This is a genomic window from Clostridium acidisoli DSM 12555 (assembly GCF_900176305.1).
GTDB classification, from domain to species: domain Bacteria; phylum Bacillota; class Clostridia; order Clostridiales; family Clostridiaceae; genus Clostridium_I; species Clostridium_I acidisoli.
This window is the reverse complement of the sequence record NZ_FWXH01000003.1, coordinates 354797-377930: the sequence shown is the minus strand read 5'-3', so window position 1 is coordinate 377930 and position 23134 is coordinate 354797. Positions and strand designations below refer to the sequence as shown.

Sequence of the window (23134 nt, the reverse complement as noted above, 5' to 3'; positions counted from 1 at the left end):
CTAATTACATTATTTTGTTCAATTAGGCGGATTTTTATACATATTACAAATTATTTTTTTTTATTTCACTTTCATCTATATCTATTATTACTGTTTTTGTACCGATTTTTTTTACGTAGTCCCATGGTACCTCTGAGAAATTACTTCTCTTAAAAAAACTTACCCCTGAATAGTTTTCATTTAATACTAATAATTTCATATTTCCATTTTCGTCTATTATTATATCATTATTTGAAACAATTGAATACTTCTCACCATCATTTATATTAATAATTTCATATTTTTCTATCTCACTATAAAGTTTTATATTATCTTCCACATTAATCACCCCAAAATAAAATAATAATCATATATAATACATATGATTATTTTCTATAAGTAATTACAATAAAATAGATAATAAAAAAATAAAAAGGCAAATGCCCTTCTATTTTAGTTACTTTTCAGTTTCATCTTGCTTTTCTTCTGAGTCCTTAATTGCATCTTTTCTAGAAAGATTAATTCTGCCTTGGTTATCAATATCAGTAACTTTTACTAATATTTCATCTCCTACAGAAACAATATCTTCAACTTTATTAACTCTATTTACATCAAGCTTAGAAATATGAACCAAACCTTCTTTTCCAGTAATTATTTCAACAAAAGCACCAAAATTAGTTGTTTTTGTTACTTTACCTAGATATATTTCTCCTGGTTTAATTTCTCTTGTCAAATCATCTATTATTTTAAGGGCTTTTTTAGCGCTTTCACTTTCACTTGACATAACAAAAACTGTTCCATCTTCTTTAATGTCAATTTTAACTCCAGTCTCCGCTATTATTTTATTAATAGTTTTACCACCAGCACCAATTACATCTCTAATTTTTTCAGGATCAATGTGTATTTTGTAAACCCTAGGTGCATACTGAGACATTTCTTCTCTTGGAGCACTAATACAAGCATTAATCTTTTCAAGTATACTAAGTCTAGCAACTCTTGCGCCAGTTATTGCTTTTTCAACACAGTTTTTTGAAAGTCCATGTATTTTTGTATCAACTTGAATAGAAGTTATTCCTTCAGTAGTTCCTGCAACTTTAAAGTCCATATCACCAAAGAAATCTTCAAGTCCTTGAATATCAGTAATTACTTCTTCTTCTGATAAGTCTTCACTTGTGATAAGTCCCATAGCTATTCCTGCTGCTGGTCTTTTTATTGGAACTCCTGCATCAAGTAATGCCAATGTGCTTCCACATACACTTGCCTGTGAAGTTGATCCATTTGAGCTTAGAACTTCTGATACAAGTCTTATTGTATATGGGAATTCCTCTTCAGAAGGTATTAATGGTTCAAGTGCTTTTTCTGCTAAAGCTCCATGACCTATCTCTCTTCTTCCTGGTCCTCTTAATGGTTTAACTTCTCCAGTTGAATATGCTGGGAAATTATAATGATGCATATATCTCTTAGATTCCTCTGTTCCAAGTCCATCAAGAATTTGTACATCTCCTAATGCACCAATTGTTGCAACAGTCATTACTTGAGTTAATCCTCTTGTAAATAATCCAGTTCCATGTGTTCTAGGTAAAATTCCAACATCACAGCTTATTTTTCTAATTTCTTTAAATCCTCTGCCATCTGGTCTTCTTCCCTCATTTAAAAGCATGTTCCTTACAACTTTTTTCTGAATACCATAAACTATATCGCCTATGTCAGCTGAACTGTCTGGATATTTTTCACCAAATTCTTCTTTTATCTTATTATTTATATCTTTTAAGACTTCATTTCTCTTATCTCTATCAGTAATATACATAGCTTCTTTTAGCATATCAAAAGCAAAAGCTTTAACATCTTTTTCTACTTCCTCATCAACTACGTGCAATTCTGGTATATCTTTTTCTTTGCCAAATTTCTTCATAGCTTCTTCTTGGAATTCAACAATTTTTTGACAAGCATTAAAGCCAAAATCTATTGCCTTTATCATAACGTCTTCTGGTATTTCATCTCCACCAGCTTCAATCATCATTATTCTTTCTTTTGTAGCACATACAGTTAAATTTAAAGAACTTACTTTTCTTTGTTCTTCAGTAGGATTTATTATAAATTCATCATCAATTAGTCCTACTGCAACTGTTCCAACTGGTATGCTAAAAGGTATACTTGAAAGACATAATGCCATAGATGCTCCATTCATAGCAAGAATATCTGGTGCATTGTCTTGTTCTACAGATACTATTGTACAAACAATTTGAACATCATTTCTATATCCCTTTGGAAAAAGTGGTCTTAATGGTCTATCTATTGCTCTTGCATGAAGTATTGCTTTTTCAGACGCTCTACCTTCTCTTTTTATGAAGCCACCAGGTATTTTACCTACTGAGTACAACCTTTCTTCATATTCGACACTTAATGGGAAGAAATCGATACCAGCTCTAGGTGATTGTGACGCATTAACATTTACTAATATTACAGTTTCACCATAGCTTATAAACATAGCACAATTTGAAAGCATTCCTATATTACCGAGTTCGATTTTAAGTTTTCTTCCAGCTATCTCAGTTTCTAGTACATTGTTCATTCATCTTACCTCCTCAAAATTAATTTCAATTATATTATTGTAAAATATTATTGTTTATATGTAAAATAACATTTAGTAAAATAATAGAGCGGTATTAAACCGCTCCAATAATTACTTTCTTAATCCAAGTTTTTTAACAATAGCACGATATCTTTCGATATCTTCTTTCATTAAGTAGTTCAAAAGTCCTCTTCTTCTACCTACCATCATAATAAGACCTCTTTTTGAATGATGATCTTTTTTATGAACATTAAAGTGATCCTGATTTAAGTGATTAATTCTTTCTGTTAATAATGCTATTTGAACTTCTGGTGAACCAGTATCTCCTTCATGTGTAGCATTTTCCTTAATGATTCTGTCCTTTGTTTCTCTATCCATTTCGCACCTCCAAAATATTATCCCCATATTCCAAGAATATCGTCGGTTAGTCGATAATCTTAGGATAAGGATCTCGCATATAATTATAACAAAAGTAAATTTACTTGTAAATCATTTTTTGCAATAATCAAGTTAGATTTCTAAATTTTGCTCTTTTGCAAAATTTTTATCTTTTTCCATTTGAGCAATTAATTCACCTAATGAATTAAATTTAATCATGCCTCTTATTCTATTAAAAAAATACAACTCTATAGTTTCCCCATATATATTAAGATTAAAATCTAGAATATATGTTTCTATAGTTAGTTTATTTATACCTTCAATAGTTGGATTTGTACCTATGCTTGTTATTCCTTTATACAATTTATTTTTATATTTTACCCCAGAATAGTATACGCCTTGCCTTGGCAATATAAATTTGTCATTGTATTCTAAATTAGCAGTTGGAAAACCAAGAACAGTGCTGCCTATTTTTTTTCCTTCAACAACTTTCCCATTTAGCATAAATGGTCTAAAAAGCATTTTATTACCACATTCAACATTTCCACTTGCAATTTTTTCTCTTATCCTTGTACTACTAATTGTTTCATCACTATATTTTACAGGTTCCACTATATGAAGATTAAAATTATATTTAATGCTAAGCTCTTTTAAAAGTTCAACATCACCTTTATTTTTACTTCCAAATCTATGGTTAAATCCAACAACAAAGCCAATTGCATTATAATGATTTATGAGGTTAAGAATATAATCCTCTGGAGACATGTCTTTAAAATTTTCATCAAAAGTCATAAAGTTTATTATATCAATTCCTATATCCTCTAGAATTTCAATTTTTGTCTCGTTTGACATTATAAGCTTAGGTACTTTAGTGTTATCAATAATAGATAATGGATGATTTACAAATGTATTTACCATACTTTTAACATTATTTATCTTTGCGAGTTCAATTGCCTTATTAATTAAAGCCAAATGTCCTAAGTGTAGACCATCGAAACTTCCTAGCGCAATAAAAGTTTTATCCTTTAATTTAATATTAAAATTATCATTTATAACCATAACATTGTACTCCTAAACTAACAGTAATTTAATTATTTTAAATCCAAATTCATTTTTCATGCCTAATCCAATAAATTTATCATTTTTAAGATACACTCTATATATAATATCTGTTTTTATGTCGGCAATAAAAGTTTTATCTTTTATGTTGACTCCATTTACTAATAACTTTTCAGCATCTTCTTCAAAGTATATTTTATCATACATATGTAGTGCTTTGTCCATTGGAATTAAATTTTTTTCTAAATTATCTGTGCTCAGGTCTTCTAGCCTAATAGCATTTTCCTTTGTAAACTTACCTGTAGCCACCCTTTCTAAGTCCCACATTAAAGCTCCACAATTAAGTTTTTCACCTATATCATAACAAAGGCTTCTAATATAAGTACCTTTTGAACATTTTACTTCAAAAGTAACATAAGGTATATTTATTTCTTCTATAATTATGTCATATATATTTATTTTTCTACTTTGTCTTTCTATTTCTATGCCTTGTCTTGCAAGCTCATAAAGGCGCTTTCCATTTACCTTTAGTGCAGAATACATTGGAGGTACTTGATCAATTTCTCCAATAAATGAATTTATAACACTTATAATCTCATTTTCATCTACATCAACTTTGCTACTTTGAATTATTTTTCCCTCTCTGTCATAAGTATCACTTACTTCACCTAATTTTAAAACCGCCTTATATATCTTGAAATCCTTCATTATATAATCTACAATTTTAGTTGATTTTCCAAGACATATTGGCAAAACACCCTTTGCCATGGGGTCAAGGGTGCCTGTATGCCCAACTTTTTTAATTCCAGATAGTTTTCTTATGTTTCTTACAACATCAAAAGAGGATATGCCCTCAGGTTTATATATATTAATTATTCCATCCATTAGATCAACTCTTCTTCAAAATCTTTTATTAACAATTTTTCTGCTTCATCAATTGAAGCCTCCATTTTTAGTCCGGCAGCTCTTATATGCCCACCACCGCCATACTTTTCAGCTATTTTTCTTACATCAACGTATTCTTTTGATCTTAAACTAACTTTTACTACATTGTCTTTTTCCTTAATCAAAATTGCAGCTTCTACACCTGAAATTTTAAGTCCAATAGAAATGAGCTCTGCACTATTGCATTCTTCTAGTTTAACTTTTTCTAACATATTTTGTGTAAGTTTCATAACACAAAGCCTGCCATTATTTATTAAATAAAGTTCATCTATTATTAATCCTTGTAATTTAATCATAGCAAGCTTTTTGTTATCAAATATTTTTCTATGAATGGAACTAAAATCAAAACCTGTATCCTTAATTAAATTACTTACTATTTCATGTGTATAATATGTTGTATTTGAATGTCTAAAAGATCCTGTATCAGTAAGTATAGATGTATAAATACATGTAGCAATATTATCATCTATTTCAATATTCATTTCATTAATAAGTTTATACATAATCTCACCAACTGAAGCTGATGTTGTATCAACATAATTAAGGTCTCCAAATTTGTCATTTGATAAGTGGTGATCCATATTAATGATTTTAAAATTTCTATTATTAAAATCTGCATTACAGTTTAGTCTCGCTACATTCCCACAGTCTAAAGTAATTAGACAATCTGTGTCTTCTGATATTTCACTACATTCACCATCTATTTCCTCACTTAATGGAAGAAAAACAAATGTCTCTGGTATTTTCTCTTTGCAAATTATATATGCAATTTTGTTTATAGATCTTAATGCATTTAAAAGTGCAAGTGAACTACCAAGAGAATCTCCATCTGGAGATTCATGAAAAGTAATTCCAATTTTATTACTTTTCATGATCATTTGTATTATTTCATTAATCATTCTTTTCACCCGATTCTTTTATCTTATGAAGGATGGAATCAATATGCATGCCTTGTTCAATAGAGTTATCTAACTCTATTAAAATTTCTGGAGTTATTCTTAGTTTTACTTCTCTCCCAACTCCACGTCTTATGAAACCAGCACTTTTTTTAAGTATCTTAAGGTTTTCTTCCTTTTCTTCTTTTGTACCTAATATACTTACGAACACTTTAGCATATCCAAGGTCCTTAGTAACTTCAACCCTAGTAACACTTATAAGTGTATTAAGTCTAGGATCTTTTATTTCATTTTGTATGATGTTACTAACTACTTTTCTTACCTCTTCATTGATTCTTCCGCCTCTATATTTAACCATAAACCCACCTCTTTATACTATAATTCTTTAGGTTTTATTTCTTCCATAGCAAATACTTCTAGAATATCGCCCTCTTTGATGTCATTAAATTTTTCTATTGTAAGTCCGCATTCATATCCTGTTGCAACTTCTTTAGCATCATCTTTAAATCTCTTTAAAGATCCAAGATTTCCTTCTAATATTACAATTCCGTCTCTAATTACTCTGATACTGCTGTTTCTTGTTATTTTACCTTCTAATACATAACAACCTGCAACAGTTCCTATACTTGATACCTTGTATACCTGCCTTATTTCTACTTTTCCTACTATTACTTCTTTAAATTCAGGATCAAGCATACCTAACATAGCAGCCTTTACATCATCAATTGCGTTGTATATTATTCTGTAAGTCTTCATTTCAACTGCTTCTTTTTCTGCTGCTGCAGAAGCATTGTTGTCTGGTCTTACGTTAAATCCAATTATAACAGCATTTGATGCACTAGCAAGTGTAACATCTGTTTCTGTTATTGCTCCAACAGCACCATGAATAACTCTTACTTTAACTGAATCTGTTGAAAGTTTTTCAAGAGAATTTCTTAAAGCTTCTATAGATCCTTGAACATCCGCTTTTATAATAATATTTAATTCCTTAACTTTACCTTCTTGAATTTGGCTGTATAAATCTTCTAATGATACTTTATGATTGGCATTCAAATATGAAGTTCTTAATTTTTGTTTTCTCTTTTCTGCCATATCTCTTGCAGTTTTTTCATCTTTAACAACGTTAAATTTATCACCTGCTGATGGAACTTCTGAAAGTCCTAATATCTCAACTGGTATAGAAGGTCCTGCAACTTTTATCTTCTTTCCTTTATCATCAAACATAGCTCTTATTCTTCCATAAGTTGAACCAACTAATATTGAATCACCTGTGTGAAGTGTACCATTTTGAACTAGTAATGATGCAACAGCTCCTCTTCCTTTATCAAGCTTAGATTCAATTACCGCACCCTTAGCTTTTCTTGTTGAGTCTGCCTTTAATTCTTGTATTTCAGAAGTTAACACTATCATTTCAAGTAAGCTATCTATACCTTCTTTAGTCTTAGCTGAAACTGGTACACAAACTGTGTCTCCACCCCAATCTTCAGATACAAGACCATGCTCTGTAAGTTCTTGTTTAACTCTATCTATGTTGGCACCTGGTTTATCAATTTTATTTATTGCCACAATAATTGGTACCCCTGCTGCTTTACAGTGATTTATAGCTTCTTCTGTTTGAGGCATTATACCATCATCTGCTGCTACTACTAGAACAACAACGTCTGTTATTTCAGCTCCTCTTGCTCTCATAGCAGTAAAAGCTTCATGTCCTGGAGTATCTAAAAATGTAATACTTTCTCCATTAATATTTACAACATACGCACCAATATGTTGAGTTATTCCTCCAGCTTCTGTTTCTGTAACACTTGCTTTTCTAATTGAATCTAGTAATGAAGTTTTACCATGATCAACATGACCCATTACAGTTACAACTGGTGGTCTCTTTTTTAATAGCTTATCATCTATTTCCTCGTTATCTATTTCGGCAAATTCATTATCATTGTTGTCCTCTTGATGAATTACATCTACCTCAAATTTTTCTCCTAATTTCCTTGCTGTTTCAAAATCCAACTCTTGGTTGATTGCTGCCATAACTCCCATAAACATAAGTTCTTTTATAACTTCAACTGTAGATTTTCCTAATTTATCAGAAAGTGCTTTAACAGTTATTGTGTCATTCATTTCAATAACATCATTTGTACTTTCATTCTCTTCTGAAGCATCTGCATTATTATCTTCACTAGCTGTTTTGTTTTTATTTTTCTTAGATTTCTTTTCTTTTGCTACACTCTCATTTAATATTTCTTCATATACTTCTACAATGTCTTCCTTCTTATTAGTTACATTTGCAATAATTTGGTCCTTTTCATTATCTGCAAAAAATTCTTTTATTAATTCAGCATCCTCATCGTCAATAGTACTCATGTGATTTTTTACTTCTATATCAAATTCTTCTAATAGTAAATTTATTAAATCCTTACTAGATATATCTAGTTCTTTTGCCAATTCATGTACTCGTATTTTTGACAAATCGTTCACCCCCGATTATTATTTTTTTCATTCCATAACTCTAAAAGTTTCTTACTCATTCTATCATCAGTCACACATACAAGATTTATTTCTTCTCTTCCTAGTGCCTTACCAAGTTCCTCTTTTGAAAAATCCTCTATCATGCAAGTTCCATATCTCTTACAATATGTATTAAATTTATCTTTTGTATTTAAAGAAGCATCTAAAGACATTATAATCAATTTCACATAACCAAGTTTAAGTGTTTCTTCACATTTATTATAACCTTCTTTTAGCTTTCCTGCTCTTTTGGTAAGTCCTAGAAATTTTAAAAATCTATCGTTATTCATTAGTGATTTCATCCTTTAAGTTCTCATAGACTTCATCGCTTATATTTATTTCAAGATTTTTTGAAAGTCTTCTAGTTTTTATTGCCTTTTCAAGACATTCTATGTCCTTGCATATATAGGCGCCTCTTCCTGGTTTTTTGCCAGTAAAGTCAACAGAAACTTGACCTTCCTTATTCTTTACTACTCTTATAAGCTCTTTTTTAGGTTTCATTTCCATGCATCCAGTACACATTCTCTGAGGTATTTTTTTTACTTTCATCACAGAACACCCCTATTCCTCAATAGATTTTTTTAAACTTTCAGCTTGAGATTCGCTTTTTATATCAATTTTCCATCCAGTTAATTTAGCAGCTAATCTTACGTTTTGACCTTCTTTTCCTATTGCAAGCGAAAGCTGTCCTTCCTCAACTACTACTGAAGCACGTTTATTTTCTTCATCTATAGTGACATCTAATACTTTAGCAGGGCTTAATGCATTTGCAATATATTCTTCTGGTAGCTTACTCCATTTAATTATATCAATTTTTTCTTTTTTTAGTTCATTTACTATGTTTTGTACTCTTGAACCTTTAGGTCCAACACAGGCTCCCATAGGATCCACATTTTCATCTAAAGAATAAACAGCAATCTTTGTTCTTGAACCTGCTTCTCTTGATATTGATTTTATTTCAACTACACCTTCATATATTTCTGGAACTTCAAGTTCAAAAAGCCTTTTTACAAGACCAGGGTGAGTTCTAGAAACTAATACTTGTGCTCCTTTGGTAGTGTTTTTAACTTCTACAATGTAAAGTTTGATTTTTGTGTTATATATATAATCTTCACCTGGTATTTGTTCAGCTGCACCAAGTACCGCTTCTGTTTTTCCAAGGTCTATAAGAACGTTTCCTTTATCTTTTCTTATAACAGTTCCTGTTATAATATCAAATTCTTTTTCTGAAAATTCATTATATACAATACTTCTCTCAGCCTCTTTGATTCTTTGAACAACAACTTGTTTTGCTGATTGTGCTGCAACTCTTCCAAAACTTTTTGGCGTAACCTCTATGTCTACTAAATCGCCCACTTCATATCTTGGGTCAAACTCCTTAGATTCTTCTAAAGATATCTCATTTATATCATCAAATACTGTTTCCACTACTGATTTTTGAGCATAAACATGAATATCTCCATTTTCTCTATTCATTGTAACCTTAACATTATGAGCATTATCAGCTATTTTAGCATAATTTTTTTTATATGCAGCCACAAGCGCGTCTTCAATGGTAGAAAATAGCATTTCCTCACTTATACCTTTTTCTTTTACTATTTCTCTTAAAGCGCCAATAAATTCCTCATTCATTTTTAATAACCCCCTATGCTTTCCCTTCCAAATTTACCTTATCTACGATATTTCTAGGGATAGATAAATCTCTATTTTTAAAGTCTATGATAATATTTGTTTCAGTAAAACTCTTAAGTTTTCCTATATATTTATTTTTTCCATTGTAGTCTTCTTTTAAGGTAACGCTAACTTTAGAATCAATATTTTTATTTAAATGTTCATCTGTAAAAAGCTGCCTAAAAATACCTGGTGATGATACTTCCAAATAATATGACACTTCGATTGGATCAACTTTATCTAAAGTTTCGCTTATCTTCCTGCTTACTTTTTCACAATCACTTAAATCTATTCCCTTTTCATTATCTATATAGATTCTAAGATAATTCTCACCGTCTTCATTAACAAATTCTAAATTATAAAATTCATAATGGAGTTCTAACACTATTGGCTTTAACAGATCTATCAATTCATTAATCAAAGTTTGTTCACTCACTTTCAAATCCCTCCTCACTCAATAGTTTTAACAATTTCCACTAATATATTTACACTAATGTAAAAACGCAACTATTGTTGCGCTTAAGAAACAGAAAGAGCGGGTTCTGAACCCACTCTTTTGCAAAAATCACCGGTAAATTTATATCTTTATTAATTTTAACACAATAAAACCTTTATTTCAAGGTAAAGTTAATATTACATAATTTGAAACTTCAATCTAAATGTTATTTATTTCATTTATAAGTTCTTCAACAAGATTTTCTTCTTTAACTTTTTTTATTATTTTACCTTTTTTAAAGATAAGTCCTTCGCCTTTTCCACCTGCAATTCCAATATCAGCTTCCCTTGCTTCCCCAGGACCGTTAACCACACACCCCATTATTGCTACCTTAATATTTTTTTTAGATCCACTAAGTCTATTTTCTACCTCTTTTGCAATACTTATAAGGTCTATTTGTGTTCTACCACAGGTTGGACAAGATACAAATTCTATACCTTCTGATAAAAGGCCAATTGACTTTAAAATTTCTTTTCCAACTTTAATTTCTTCAACAGGATCTCCTGTAAGAGATACACGAATTGTATCTCCAATACCTTCACAAAGTAATGTACCAATTCCAACACTAGATTTTATACTTCCTCTCCAAACAGTGCCTGCTTCTGTTACACCTAGATGAAGTGGATAATCAACTAACTTTGAAATTTTTCTATAACTTTCTATCATCATAATAACATCCGAGGACTTTATTGATATCACTATATCATAAAAATCTAAATCCTCTAATATCTTAACATGTTCTAAAGCACTTTCCACTAATGCATCAGCACAAACCCTGCCATATTTATTTAAAATATCTTTTTGTAGTGAACCAGAATTTACCCCTATCCTAATAGGTATTTTTTTTTCTTTTGCAGCATTAGCTACTATCTTTACTTTTTCTATATTTCCAATATTACCCGGGTTTATTCTAAGTGCAGAAATTCCACTTTTTATAGAGTTTAAGGCTAATCTATAATCGAAATGAATATCAGCTACAACAGGTATGTGGACACGTTCAACAATATCCTTTATAGCCATGCTTGCCTCTTCATCCGGTACTGCACATCTCACAATATCGCAACCCGACTCTTCAAGTTTTAATATTTGATTTACTGTAGCTTCTACATCTCTTGTGTCTGTATTTGTCATAGATTGAACAGCTATCTTATTGCTACCTCCTAAACATATGCTTCCAACCTTTACATTTCTAGTTTTTTTTCTTTCCATAAGAAACACCTCTTAAAAATTTATGGGATATACTATATCTTTAAAAATTATTAAAATCATAAATGCCATTAGAATAGTAAATCCAATAGTATTAATTATTCCTATTTTGTTTTCATTTGCCTTTTTGCCTGATATTATCTCATATAAACATACAAGTACATAACTTCCATCAAGTGCCGGAAAAGGAACTAGATTAAGTATTCCAATTGAAGCACTTAATAATGCCAGTACATTTAAATATGGAACTAAACCTGCCATGGCTGCCTTTCTCGTTAATTTTACTATTGTAACTGGACCTCCCACATCATTAAGAGACGCCTGACGAGTAAACAATAGTTTATAACTGAGAAATGACTCTCTTACCATTGTTAGAGTCTGTTTAAATCCATACTCTATAGATTGAAATATGTTTGGTGATGTAAGTACTTTACCACCAACACCTACCATATATGTGCCTGTTTCCTTATTCTTCATAGGTTTTATATTGTAATCTTTAACTACGCCATCATTTTTAATGGAAAGATTTATTGGTTTATCTTTTGCAAGGCTTACATAAACAACAAAATCATCCCACGTTAAAATTCTTGCTCCATTAATTTTGTATAGTTCACTACCTTTTTGAATTCCTATCTTCTCAGCAGGACTTCCTTTTACAACGGAATTTACTACTGGAAGTTCAATACCCGCCATCATTCCAATTACTATGTATATACAAATTGCCAATATAAGATTCATTAAAGGTCCTGCAATTACTATACTTAATCTTCTTACTGGTGATTTATTATTAAAAGCTCTTGGATCATCACTAGATTCTTCATCACCTAGCATCTTTACATATCCACCAATAGGCAATATTCTTATGGAATATTGAGTTTCCTTACCACTAATAGACGCAAGTTTAGGTCCCATTCCAATTGCGAATTCTTCTACTTTTACACCATTTAATTTTGCCAATATAAAGTGACCCAGTTCATGAATTAAAATCAAAACACCAAAAGCAATTATAGCTGCTAAAATATACAAAAGTAACCCTCCTATAAATCATATTTGTTTTTAACATATTCTCTAACTCTTTTATCCGTATCTAAAATAATGTCTAAATCTATATCTCTAATATAGGTGAATTTTTCAGTAGCTTCTCTAATAATATCTTCAATCTGCAAAAAAGTTATTTTATTTTGTAAAAATAATTCCACGGCTATCTCATTTGCAGCATTTAAAACCGTTGGCATATTTCCACCCATTTCTCCAATCTCATATGCTAGTTTTAAGCACCCAAAGCTTTCCATATCAGGTTTTTCAAAGGTTAAATTTCCTATTGAAAAAAAATCTATTGCTTCTACTATTCTTTCGCTTCTACTAGGAAAATTAAGGGCATATTGTATAGGGAGCCTCATGTCCGTGCTAGCCATCTGGGAAATCACACTTCCATCTGAATATTCTACCATAGAGTGGATTATACTTTGCGGGTGAATCACAACTTTAATGTTTTCAAATGGCATGTTAAATAGCCAATGTGCTTCTATCACCTCAAGTCCCTTGTTCATAAGTGTAGCTGAATCTATAGATATCTTTTTACCCATATTCCATTTAGGATGTTTTAAAGCATCTTCGGGTTTTATATCAATAAGTTCACTTTTATGTTTTCCTCTAAAAGGACCTCCCGACGCTGTAACCAATAAATTTGATATTTTATTATTTTTATTTCCTTGAAGACATTGAAATATTGCTCCATGCTCTGAATCTACAGGAAGAATGTTAACTTCAGCCTTGATTGCTTCTTTCATTACTATTTCTCCACCAACTACAAGTGTTTCTTTGTTCGCAAGTGCAATGTCTTTTTTTGCTCTAATTGCATTGATAGTAGGTATAAGTCCTATCATTCCAACTACAGATGTAACTACAATTTGGACCTCTTCCATAGTAGCCGCTCTATTTAAACCTTCTATTCCACATAAAATCTCCATGTCTATTTGTTTTTCAAAACAGTAATTTTTAACTTTTTTATATGCATCTTCATCCATCATTCCAACTAATTTTGGTTTAAATTCATTAATTATATCTATTATTTTTAGATAACTTGTATTTGCAGTAACTGCTATTAATTTAAATCGTTCTTTTTCTTTCCTAATTACATCTAAGGTTTGAGTACCTATGGACCCAGTAGCCCCTAAAATAGAAATATTTTTCAAATATATCTCTCCTAACTTATGAAATAATAATTTCTTTAACTATAAGCAAATAAATTGGTCCTATTATAAGACCTGGAAGTCCAAAAATTTTACTACCTATATATAAAGAAATAAGCATCAGTAGTGGATGTATTTTTAGATTTATGCTCATAAACTTTGCTTCCATGATTTGTCTGTTTAATTGAAGTAAAATATATAAAAAAGTTAGTCCTATAGCTATAATATATTTTTTCAAATATATATTATATATTACTAAAGGTAAAAAAACAATTAAGGTTCCAACATAAGGTAATATATCCAAAACCCCACATAATATTCCTAAAAATATGCCACTATTTATTTCCAATATAATAAATCCAAAAATTGTTTGCACAGTAGTGCTTAAAACCAATAACGTTTCGATTAAAACTATTTTCTTAATCTCTCTAAATTTTTTCTTTATTAATAGTAATTTCTTTTCTGATATATAAGTTTTGACACATTTTACTATAGCACAATTATCTACTAAAATAAAGTAAAGCGATACGTTAGCAACAAAATATGAAATTACTAAATCCGTTGTAAAAAATGCACCTTTTTGCATATTGTTGAAATTTAATATATCTAAAATATAACCCTTAGACTTTTCAAGTATATCCTCTATTTGAAAATAATTGGCTATTTTAAATTGCTTGTCTATATTTCCTATGCTTAAATTGCTGAAAATTATCAAGACTATATGTTTAATTTTTATAAAAATCACACTACTACCATAAACTATAATGATAAATATAATTAAATTTATTAGTATAATTGTTATTATTGCATTTATATTAATATTAAATATGTTATATTTACATAAAAATTTAAATATAGGTAGTGCCAATAAGAGCAAAATAATTATTGTAAAAAATGGGCTAAAATAATTTCTTATAAGCAAATCAATTGCTATAAAAAAGATTAGGAGTAAAAAACATTCTATTATTTTTTTATACAATATTTATTCCTTTCTACTATTGCTTTGTTACATTATATTCAATAAAATTTAATAATATATTATTTATTAATATAAAAAAGAGGTTAACTCAAAATAATAAATTGTTTGCAATTTATTATTTTGAGTTAACCTACTTCAAACCTAAATACACTATTATGAAATTTTACATATTTAAAATAAAACTTACATAATAATATACTATAACACCTGAAAACAATATACTGTCAAATCTATCAAGTATTCCTCCATGTCCGGGAATCAAGTTGCTATAATCTTTAACTTTAACATATCTTTTTATTGAAGATGCAGCTAAATCTCCAAATTGTGAAAACACCCCACACAAAAGACCTATTACTGCATAATGAACTAAATTTATATGAAGCAGATTTATGTCACTAACGTATGTATTAATTATGTATCCAAATAACAAACAAGATAATATGCTTCCAATTAATCCACCAAGTGAACCTTCAACCGTTTTTTTAGGACTTACCTTTGGGCATAGTTTATGTTTTCCTAAATACCGTCCTGAGTAATATGCTGTAGTATCACACATCCAGGAAGCTATAAAAATAAGCCAAACAAAATATTTTCCTATAGCTATTTGGTGATTTGAAATTGTAACAGTTTTTAGATTTACTAAAACTATAAAGCTAAAAAACATTGCTACATATATAAAACCAAGCATAGTTACCGAAATATCTATAAAGTTATATTTTGTATTTAATGTTGGTATACAAAACATTATAAAAACCGCAACCGTAAATATAAACATAATATATTTGAACTCTAAATTATTACTAAGAATTATGTAATATATAATACACAAAATGTATCCAACAATACTAATTGGATTAATTTTTTCATTTCTTATTACTTTATAAAATTCATACATTCCAAACAATGACAATATTAAAGTCAATGCTTGTAAGTATATTCCTCCTAAAAGCAAAAATATTACTAGGGGCATTAAAATTACCGCACCAATATATCTTTTATTCATTATTTACACCTCTACTTTACTTTGCCAAATCTTCTATCTCTCTTTTGATAATCAAATATTGCTTTATAAAGGTGGTCTACTGTAAAATCTGGCCAAAGTATATCACTGTACCAAAATTCTGAATATGCACACTGCCATAATAAAAAATTACTTAATCTTTGTTCTCCGCTTGGCCTTATTATAATATCTGGGTCAGGAATTCCAGCAGTGTATGTATATTTATTAAAATTTTCTTCCGTTAAGTTCGCTATATATTCTTTAGTTAAACGTCCATTTTCATAATCATTAAAAATGTTTTTAAAGGCACCTAAAATCTCAGCTCTCCCGCCATAATTTAAGGCCAAATTTAAAACCAAACCAGTGTTATCTTTTGTTTTCAATTTTGAATCTTCAAGAACATCTATGCATATTTGAGGAAATTTAGATATGTCACCTATAGTTTGTATCTTAACATTATTTTTATTAAGATTATTTAATTCTTTCCTCATATATTCAACTAAAAGTCTCATTAATGCACTAACTTCATCTTTAGGTCTTTGCCAATTTTCAGTAGAAAACGCATACAAAGTTAAGTATTTAACACCTATATCACTTGAGGCTTTCACTATCTTATTAATAACTTCTACTCCTGCCTTATGTCCCATAGATCTTGGAAGTTTTCTAGACTTTGCCCATCGTCCATTTCCATCCATTATAATTGCAATGTGTTTAGGAATGTTTTCAGTGTCTAAAATCATTTCATCTGAGTCAGGATTTAAATTTTTTGAAGTTGTAAATTTCCACATTTAAGCCACCCCCATATTTAATATTCAAATTATAAATTATAACAAAACCTGCATACAAGCAGGTTTTTTAACTCAATCATATTAAATAAAATAATAAACAACTTTATATAGATAATATTTCTTTTTCTTTTTCTTCTAAAATTTTATCTATTTCCTTTATAAAACTATCTGTTTTTTTCTGTATATCTTCTTCTGATTTTTTAACTTCGTCTTCTGTAATTTCATTATCCTTTTTTAAAGTTTTAACCTTATCGTTTGCATCTCTTCTTATTGCTCTCACTGCAACCTTAGCTTCTTCACCAGCTTTTTTAACATTTTTCACAATATTTTTTCTTGTTTCTTCTGTAAGCTCAGGAATAACAAGTCTTATAACAGATCCATCATTTGAAGGATTTAAACCTAAATCTGATGTAAGAATTGATTTTTCAATAGCCTTTACTGAAGTTTTATCATAAGGTTGAATTAATAAAACTCTTGGTTCAGGTGACGATATATTAGCAAGTTGGTTCAAGGGTGTTGGAGTTCCATAATACTCAGCTTCAAGTCTATCAAGAATTGAAGGATTTGCTCTACCAGCCTTCATAGACGAAAGATCTCTTTTTAAGACAGAAACAGTTTTATTCATTTTATCTTCAGCATTAGTCATAACATCTTTTAACATAAAAATCCTCCTAAATTTATTTTGATACTAAAGTACCTATTTTTTCACCTAACACAGCTTTACGAATATTTCCTGGAGCATCAAGTCCAAATACTAAAATTGGAATTTCATTATCCATACAAAGTGAAGTAGCTGTAGAATCCATAACTTGTAGACCCTTTTCAAGCACATCCATATAATTAAGGTTGTCAAATTTAACAGCATCAGCAAATTTATGAGGGTCCTTGTCGTAAACTCCATCAACTTTTTTTGCAAGTAATATTACATCAGCTTCTATTTCTGCTGCTCTAAGTGCAGCAGTGGTATCTGTAGAAAAATACGGATTACCAGTTCCAGCGCCAAAAATTACAACTCTGCCTTTTTCTAAATGCCTCATGGCTCTTCTTCTAATAAATGGTTCTGCAATTTGTTTCATTTCTATAGCTGTTTGAACTCTAGTATATACTCCTATGCTTTCCAATGAATCTTGAAGTGCCATAGCATTTATACAAGTTGCAAGCATACCCATATAATCTGCAGTTGTTCTATCCATATCTTGCCCTTGTCTACCTCGCCATATATTTCCTCCACCAACTACTGCACCAACTTCTATGCCCATGTCAACTATTTCTTTTATTTCTTCTGCTACCCTCTTAGTTACGTTAAAATCAATACCATATCCATTTTCACCAGCTAGGGATTCACCAGATAATTTTAGCATTATCCTTTTATATTTCGTATTTTTCATAATAAATTATACCTCCAATAAGTATATTACTTTAAAAAAAGAGAACACGCAGTGTTCTCTTATCTTTACTATTTTCCCTGCTGCATTTGTCTTTGAACTTCTTCAGCAAAATTTTCCTCTACTTTTTCTATACCTTCTCCTCTTTCAAATCTAGAGAAAGAAACTATAGTAATCGGTGAACCTACTTCTTTTGATTTTTCCTGAAGTAGTTTTGAAATAGTTAAGTCTGAATTTTTTACCCAAACTTGATCAACAAGGCAAACTTCTTTAAGATATTTTTTTATTCTACCTTCAACCATTTTATCAACAATTTTTTCAGGTTTTCCTTCATTTAAAGCTTGAACTCTATATATTTCTCTTTCTTTATTTAAAGCTTCTTGATCAACTTGATCTTCATTTAAGAACAATGGATTTGCCGCTGCAATTTGCATGCATATATCCTTTGCAAGTTCACTAACTACTGGGCTTTGTACTTTTGAAGCAAGTTCAACTAAAACTCCAATTCTTCCGCCGCCATGTACGTAGCTTTGAACTACTCCATCTTCAGCATTATATCTTGCAAATCTTCTAACATTCATGTTTTCTCCAAGTTTAGATATTAAACCTGTAAGAACATCTTTAAGTGTAACACTTTCATCAGCTATATACTTTTCAGCTACTAATTCTTCAACTGTATTTACTTTGCTAAGTGCTACCATTTTTGCTACATTTGTTGCTAAAGTAGAAAATTCTTCATTTGCTGATACGAAATCTGTTTCACAGTTAACTTCAGCAACTGCACCTAACTTTCCATCTTCACTAACATATGTAACAACTAATCCTTCAGCTGCAATTCTTCCAGCTTTTTTAGCTGCTGCTGCTAATCCTTTTTCTCTTAATACTTCAATTGCCTTATCCATATCACCGTCAGTTTCTGATAAAGCCTTTTTACAAGCCATCATTGCTGCACCTGTTCTATCTCTTAATTCTTTAACCATACTTGCGGAAATCATATTTATTCCTCCGTTCATTTTTATACTATAAGAAATGAAGAAGTAAACTTCTTCATTTTATTTTTTGATATTATTCAGCTAGTTGTTCGCCTTGTCTTCCTTCTATAACACCATCAGCCATTTTAGCAGTAATTAATTTTACAGCTCTTATAGCATCATCATTTCCTGGTATTACGTAGTCAACTTCGTCTGGGTCGCAGTTAGTATCTACTATAGCTACTACTGGTATTCCAAGAATTTTTGCTTCTGAAATAGCATTTTTTTCTTTTCTTGGATCTACAACGAACAAAGCTCCAACTTTGTCTTGAACCATGTTTCTAATTCCACCAAGATTTTTAACAAGTTTTTCTTCTTCATTTTTAAGTTTTATAACTTCTTTTTTAGGAAGGACTTCAAATACTCCGTCTGCTTCCATCTTTTGAATTTCATCAAGTCTTTTAATTCTAGTCTTTATTGTCTTGAAGTTTGTTAACATACCACCAAGCCATCTATTATTAACAAAATGCATTCCTGCTCTTACTGCTTCTTCTGAAATTGCTTCTTGAGCTTGTTTTTTTGTACCTACGAATAATACATCTTTTCCTTCTTCAGAAACACTTTTTATGAAGTCATATGCTTCATCAACTTTTCTAACTGTTTTCTGTAAATCGATGATATAAATTCCGTTTCTTTCTGTGAAAATATATGGAGCCATCTTCGGGTTCCACCTTCTAGTTTGATGTCCAAAATGAACACCAGCTTCTAATAATTGTTTCATTGATATAACTGACATAATTTAAACCTCCCTGGTTTTTCCTCCACTACCTTCATACTTGTAATTGACCTTTAGGCACCAAATTACAAATTGGATAGTGTGCGTATTTTTACCTCAATAGTATACCATATTAATTTTATATATTCAACATGTTTTTTATAAAATAAAAAGGTATGCTAATTTGCATACCTTCTAACTACTTAATTTTTTTAAGCTCGTCTAACAACTTATCATTTAATATTTTAATATGAGTGCCTTTCATTCCAAGCGATCTTGATTCAATAACCCCTGCACTCTCAAATTTTCTAAGAGCGTTCACGATAACACTTCTTGTTATACCAACCTTGTCCGCAATTTTTGAAGCAACTAGTAAACCTTCATTACCATCTAATTCATTAAATATATGTTCTACAGCTTCAAGTTCAGAATAAGATAATGTTCCTATTGCTAGTTGAACAACTGCTTTTTTTCTTGCCTCATCTTCAATCTCAACTTGCTTAGATCTTAGTATCTCAAGTCCCACTATAGTTGCACTGTATTCAGAAAGCACCATATCATCATCAGTAAAATTTTCATTAAATCTTCCTAATAATAAGGTACCAAGTCTTTCTCTGTTACCTACGATTGGAACTATAGTTGTTATTTTATTGCTAATTTCACAATTACAGTTATCATTAAAAACACAACTTCCAGTATTTTTTAAGTTATCTCTTGTCTCATTCGTACTCATGAGTTTATTGTTATACACATCAGGAAATTTCATGTTGTCTATAACAATATTTCTTAAGTTATCACATTCAAAACCTGTAGATAGATTGTACCCTAATATTTTTCCTTTTCTACTTATTATATATACATTACTCTGTAAAATTTCGCTTAAAAGACTGCAAATATCATCAAATACTACTGGCTCTGCTCCGGATTTTTGCAATATTTTATTTAGCATCCTTGTTTTATTCAATAGAGTGGACATTAAATTTCCTCCTACACTAATACATAATCATTACACTAGGTAGCAAAATAATACATTTAGAGTAATATAAAATATAAAAAATTTATAATATTCCGAATTATTTTACAATCCATGCTGTTATGATAACATACCAACATGGATTTTTCAACTGTTTTTCAATTAATTCGACACCATTATATCTTAATTTCATTTAATATTTTAATTAAAATAGTCATTATGTTAATTAAATTTGTATATTGTTACAAAAACTTTATCTATTGATCTTTGTACTTTTTATTTTTACATTCAGCATTTGAGCATTCCAAATAGTCACCTTTTGTTTTGTTGTATTTTTTTACATAATAGCTTCCACATTTTTCACATTTTTCATTTGTTGGTTCAAACCAACTTACGAAATCACAATCGGGATAATTGCTACATCCAAAGAATTTTTTGCCTTTCCTGCTTTTTCTAGCAAGTACTTTACCTCCACATTTAGGGCATTTTACATCAAGTTCTTCCACTATAGCTTTAGTATTTTTGCACTCGGGGTATCCAGGACAAGCTAAGAAATCTCCAAACCTACCATGTTTTATCACCATAAATTTACCACATTTATCGCACTTTATATCGGTAACTTCATCTTCAATTGTTATTTTTGCAACTTCTTTTTCTGCTATATCTATTGATGTTTCCAATGGCTTATAAAATTCATCTACAACGCTATTCCAATTAATCTTTCCCTCTTCAATGTTATCTAGTTTATCCTCCATACCGGCCGTAAACTCCACATCAACTATTTGTTTAAAATATTCACTTACTATATTATTAACTATATTTCCAAGTTCAGTTGGTGAAAGAGTTTTCTTTTCTCTTTCAATATATTTTCTTCCAAGTAAAGTTGATATTATCGGCGCATAAGTACTCGGTCTTCCTATTCCATTTTCTTCCAGTGTTTTTACAAGTGACGCCTCTGAAAATTTTGCTGGTGGCTGTGTAAAATGCTGCTTTCCATCTATACCATTTTTATTTAGGATATCATTTTCTGATAGGATTGGTATCTTAATATCATTATTTTCTTCATCTAAAGTGTAATTATAAATTTTCATGAAACCATCAAATTTAATTGCAGAGCCACTGGCCTTAAACAGGTAAATTCCATTTTTTATGTCCAATGTAATTGTATCCATAACGCAAGAAGCCATTTGGCTTGCCATAAATCTATTCCAAATTAAGCTATAAAGCTTGTATTGCTCATCCTTAACGCTTCCCTTAATCTCATCAGGAGTTATCTCTATGTGTGATGGTCTAATAGCTTCATGAGCATCCTGTATGTTCTTCTTGCTTTTAAACACATGTGGTTTATCTGGTATATATTGTTCTCCATAATTTGATGTTATAAATTCTTTAGCAATCCCTTGTGCCTCTTCTGAAATTCTTATAGAATCTGTCCTCATGTAAGTTATTAATCCTACAGTACCATGCCCTTTTATCTCTATACCTTCATAAAGTGCCTGAGCTACAGACATAGTTCTTTTGGTAGAGAAATTTAATCTCTTATAGGCATCTTGTTGTAGTGTACTAGTAGTAAATGGAGGTAGTGGATTCTTATTTTTAGTTGATTTTTTTATCTTGTTTACTACAAAACTTTCATTTTCTAGTTCACTTATAATTTTATCTGCTTCCTCTTTGTTTTGTATAAGGATTTTTTTAGAATTTTTCGCAAAAAGTTTTACTAAAAAAGGTTTTGTTTTTTTATCTTTACTTAACAGACATTCAATTGACCAATATTCTTCTGGCTTAAAAGCATTTATATCTTTTTCTCTATCACAAATAATTTTTAAAGCAACAGATTGAACCCTACCTGCACTTAATCCCCACTTTACTTTTCTCCAAAGTATAGGACTTATTTTATATCCTACTAGCCTATCAAGTACTCTACGTGCCTGCTGAGCATCCACAAGATTTAAGTCCACTTTCCTAGGTTTTTTTATTGCAGCTTTAATAGCATTTTTTGTTATTTCATTAAAAACTATCCTACACTTTTTATCTTCATCAATTTTCAATACCTTTGCTAAATGCCAAGATATTGCTTCCCCTTCTCTATCAGGGTCGGTAGCGAGGAATATTTTATCGCTTTTTTTTGCTCTTTTTCTTAATTTATCTAGCAATTCCCCTTTACCTCTTATTGTAATATACTTTGGTGTATAATTATCTTCAACCTCGACACCTAAAGAACTTTTTGGCAAATCTCTTACATGTCCCATTGAAGCTTCTACTACAAAATTTTTTCCTAAATATTTTCCTATAGTTTTAGCTTTTGCTGGTGATTCTACAATAACTAAATTTTGTCCCATCTTATCCCCTCCAAAAATCTGT

At 30.2% G+C, this 23134-nt stretch carries 24 protein-coding genes; all 24 read right to left on the bottom strand.

What is annotated here, in order from left to right; all coding sequences use genetic code 11:
- Window positions 1-43: 43 nt before the first annotated feature.
- The 24 genes from B8978_RS06930 to topA all read right to left on the bottom strand — a co-directional run bounded on the left by B8978_RS06930 (window position 44) and on the right by topA (window position 23112).
- The gene (locus B8978_RS06930; RefSeq protein ID WP_084114912.1) at window positions 44-319 is read right to left on the bottom strand and encodes a YlmC/YmxH family sporulation protein; all 276 of its coding nucleotides are present in this window, start codon (window positions 317-319) and stop codon (window positions 44-46) included.
- Between the two features lie 117 nt (window positions 320-436).
- Window positions 437-2551 (bottom strand): polyribonucleotide nucleotidyltransferase, encoded by a 2115-nt coding sequence (locus tag B8978_RS06925; RefSeq protein ID WP_084114911.1) that lies wholly within the window; start codon window positions 2549-2551, stop codon window positions 437-439.
- 111 nt (window positions 2552-2662) lie between these two features.
- A complete protein-coding gene (gene rpsO / locus B8978_RS06920) occupies window positions 2663-2929 on the bottom strand; it encodes a 30S ribosomal protein S15 (protein ID WP_084114910.1) in 267 nt (88 codons plus the stop codon).
- A 132-nt stretch (window positions 2930-3061) separates the two neighbouring features.
- Window positions 3062-3988 carry a bifunctional riboflavin kinase/FAD synthetase gene (locus B8978_RS06915; protein WP_084114909.1) on the bottom strand — a complete coding sequence of 309 codons (927 nt, stop codon included), beginning with the start codon at window positions 3986-3988 and terminating at the stop codon, window positions 3062-3064.
- A gap of 12 nt (window positions 3989-4000) precedes the next feature.
- Window positions 4001-4873: a tRNA pseudouridine(55) synthase TruB gene (gene truB / locus B8978_RS06910; RefSeq protein ID WP_084114908.1), complete on the bottom strand. Its 873-nt coding sequence runs from the start codon at window positions 4871-4873 to the stop codon at window positions 4001-4003.
- Entirely contained in the window at window positions 4873-5832 is a 960-nt protein-coding gene (locus tag B8978_RS06905; RefSeq protein WP_084114907.1) for a DHH family phosphoesterase, read from the bottom strand. Before B8978_RS06905 ends, truB begins: the two co-directional genes overlap by 1 nt.
- A complete protein-coding gene (gene rbfA, locus B8978_RS06900; protein ID WP_084114906.1) occupies window positions 5825-6187 on the bottom strand; it encodes a 30S ribosome-binding factor RbfA in 363 nt (120 codons plus the stop codon). Before rbfA ends, B8978_RS06905 begins: the two co-directional genes overlap by 8 nt.
- 17 nt (window positions 6188-6204) lie before the next feature.
- Complete coding sequence (gene infB / locus B8978_RS06895) at window positions 6205-8298, bottom strand: translation initiation factor IF-2 (protein ID WP_084114905.1); 2094 nt, start codon at window positions 8296-8298, stop codon at window positions 6205-6207.
- Window positions 8299-8303: 5 nt separating this feature from the next.
- Window positions 8304-8627, bottom strand: coding sequence for a ribosomal L7Ae/L30e/S12e/Gadd45 family protein (locus tag B8978_RS06890; RefSeq protein WP_084114904.1), 324 nt, complete (start codon window positions 8625-8627; stop codon window positions 8304-8306).
- On the bottom strand, window positions 8620-8886 hold the full coding sequence (gene rnpM / locus B8978_RS06885; RefSeq protein WP_084114903.1) for an RNase P modulator RnpM: 267 nt from the start codon (window positions 8884-8886) through the stop codon (window positions 8620-8622). Before rnpM ends, B8978_RS06890 begins: the two co-directional genes overlap by 8 nt.
- Before the next feature lie 12 nt (window positions 8887-8898).
- A complete protein-coding gene (gene nusA, locus B8978_RS06880) occupies window positions 8899-9969 on the bottom strand; it encodes a transcription termination factor NusA (protein ID WP_084114902.1) in 1071 nt (356 codons plus the stop codon).
- A 13-nt stretch (window positions 9970-9982) separates the two neighbouring features.
- Window positions 9983-10429 (bottom strand): ribosome maturation factor RimP, encoded by a 447-nt coding sequence (rimP, locus tag B8978_RS06875; protein ID WP_084115107.1) that lies wholly within the window; start codon window positions 10427-10429, stop codon window positions 9983-9985.
- Between the two features lie 234 nt (window positions 10430-10663).
- Window positions 10664-11713, bottom strand: a complete 1050-nt coding sequence (gene ispG / locus B8978_RS06870) for a flavodoxin-dependent (E)-4-hydroxy-3-methylbut-2-enyl-diphosphate synthase (RefSeq protein WP_084114901.1) — start codon at window positions 11711-11713, stop codon at window positions 10664-10666.
- 12 nt (window positions 11714-11725) lie between these two features.
- The gene (locus B8978_RS06865; protein ID WP_084114900.1) at window positions 11726-12736 is read right to left on the bottom strand and encodes a M50 family metallopeptidase; all 1011 of its coding nucleotides are present in this window, start codon (window positions 12734-12736) and stop codon (window positions 11726-11728) included.
- 11 nt (window positions 12737-12747) lie between these two features.
- Window positions 12748-13905, bottom strand: a complete 1158-nt coding sequence (locus B8978_RS06860; protein ID WP_084114899.1) for a 1-deoxy-D-xylulose-5-phosphate reductoisomerase — start codon at window positions 13903-13905, stop codon at window positions 12748-12750.
- 16 nt (window positions 13906-13921) lie between these two features.
- Complete coding sequence (locus B8978_RS06855; protein WP_278326783.1) at window positions 13922-14881, bottom strand: AI-2E family transporter; 960 nt, start codon at window positions 14879-14881, stop codon at window positions 13922-13924.
- A gap of 163 nt (window positions 14882-15044) precedes the next feature.
- Window positions 15045-15884: a phosphatidate cytidylyltransferase gene (locus B8978_RS06850; protein WP_084114897.1), complete on the bottom strand. Its 840-nt coding sequence runs from the start codon at window positions 15882-15884 to the stop codon at window positions 15045-15047.
- Window positions 15885-15895: 11 nt separating this feature from the next.
- Window positions 15896-16669 carry an isoprenyl transferase gene (locus B8978_RS06845; RefSeq protein ID WP_084114896.1) on the bottom strand — a complete coding sequence of 258 codons (774 nt, stop codon included), beginning with the start codon at window positions 16667-16669 and terminating at the stop codon, window positions 15896-15898.
- A gap of 103 nt (window positions 16670-16772) precedes the next feature.
- On the bottom strand, window positions 16773-17330 hold the full coding sequence (gene frr, locus B8978_RS06840; RefSeq protein ID WP_084114895.1) for a ribosome recycling factor: 558 nt from the start codon (window positions 17328-17330) through the stop codon (window positions 16773-16775).
- A gap of 16 nt (window positions 17331-17346) precedes the next feature.
- On the bottom strand, window positions 17347-18057 hold the full coding sequence (pyrH, locus tag B8978_RS06835) for a UMP kinase (RefSeq protein WP_084114894.1): 711 nt from the start codon (window positions 18055-18057) through the stop codon (window positions 17347-17349).
- Window positions 18058-18125: 68 nt separating this feature from the next.
- Window positions 18126-19049 (bottom strand): translation elongation factor Ts, encoded by a 924-nt coding sequence (gene tsf, locus B8978_RS06830; protein WP_084114893.1) that lies wholly within the window; start codon window positions 19047-19049, stop codon window positions 18126-18128.
- 70 nt (window positions 19050-19119) lie between these two features.
- On the bottom strand, window positions 19120-19821 hold the full coding sequence (gene rpsB, locus B8978_RS06825) for a 30S ribosomal protein S2 (protein WP_084114892.1): 702 nt from the start codon (window positions 19819-19821) through the stop codon (window positions 19120-19122).
- A gap of 178 nt (window positions 19822-19999) precedes the next feature.
- The gene (gene codY / locus B8978_RS06820) at window positions 20000-20776 is read right to left on the bottom strand and encodes a GTP-sensing pleiotropic transcriptional regulator CodY (RefSeq protein ID WP_084114891.1); all 777 of its coding nucleotides are present in this window, start codon (window positions 20774-20776) and stop codon (window positions 20000-20002) included.
- Window positions 20777-21030: 254 nt separating this feature from the next.
- A complete protein-coding gene (gene topA / locus B8978_RS06815) occupies window positions 21031-23112 on the bottom strand; it encodes a type I DNA topoisomerase (RefSeq protein ID WP_084114890.1) in 2082 nt (693 codons plus the stop codon).
- Between the last annotated feature and the right edge of the window lie 22 nt (window positions 23113-23134).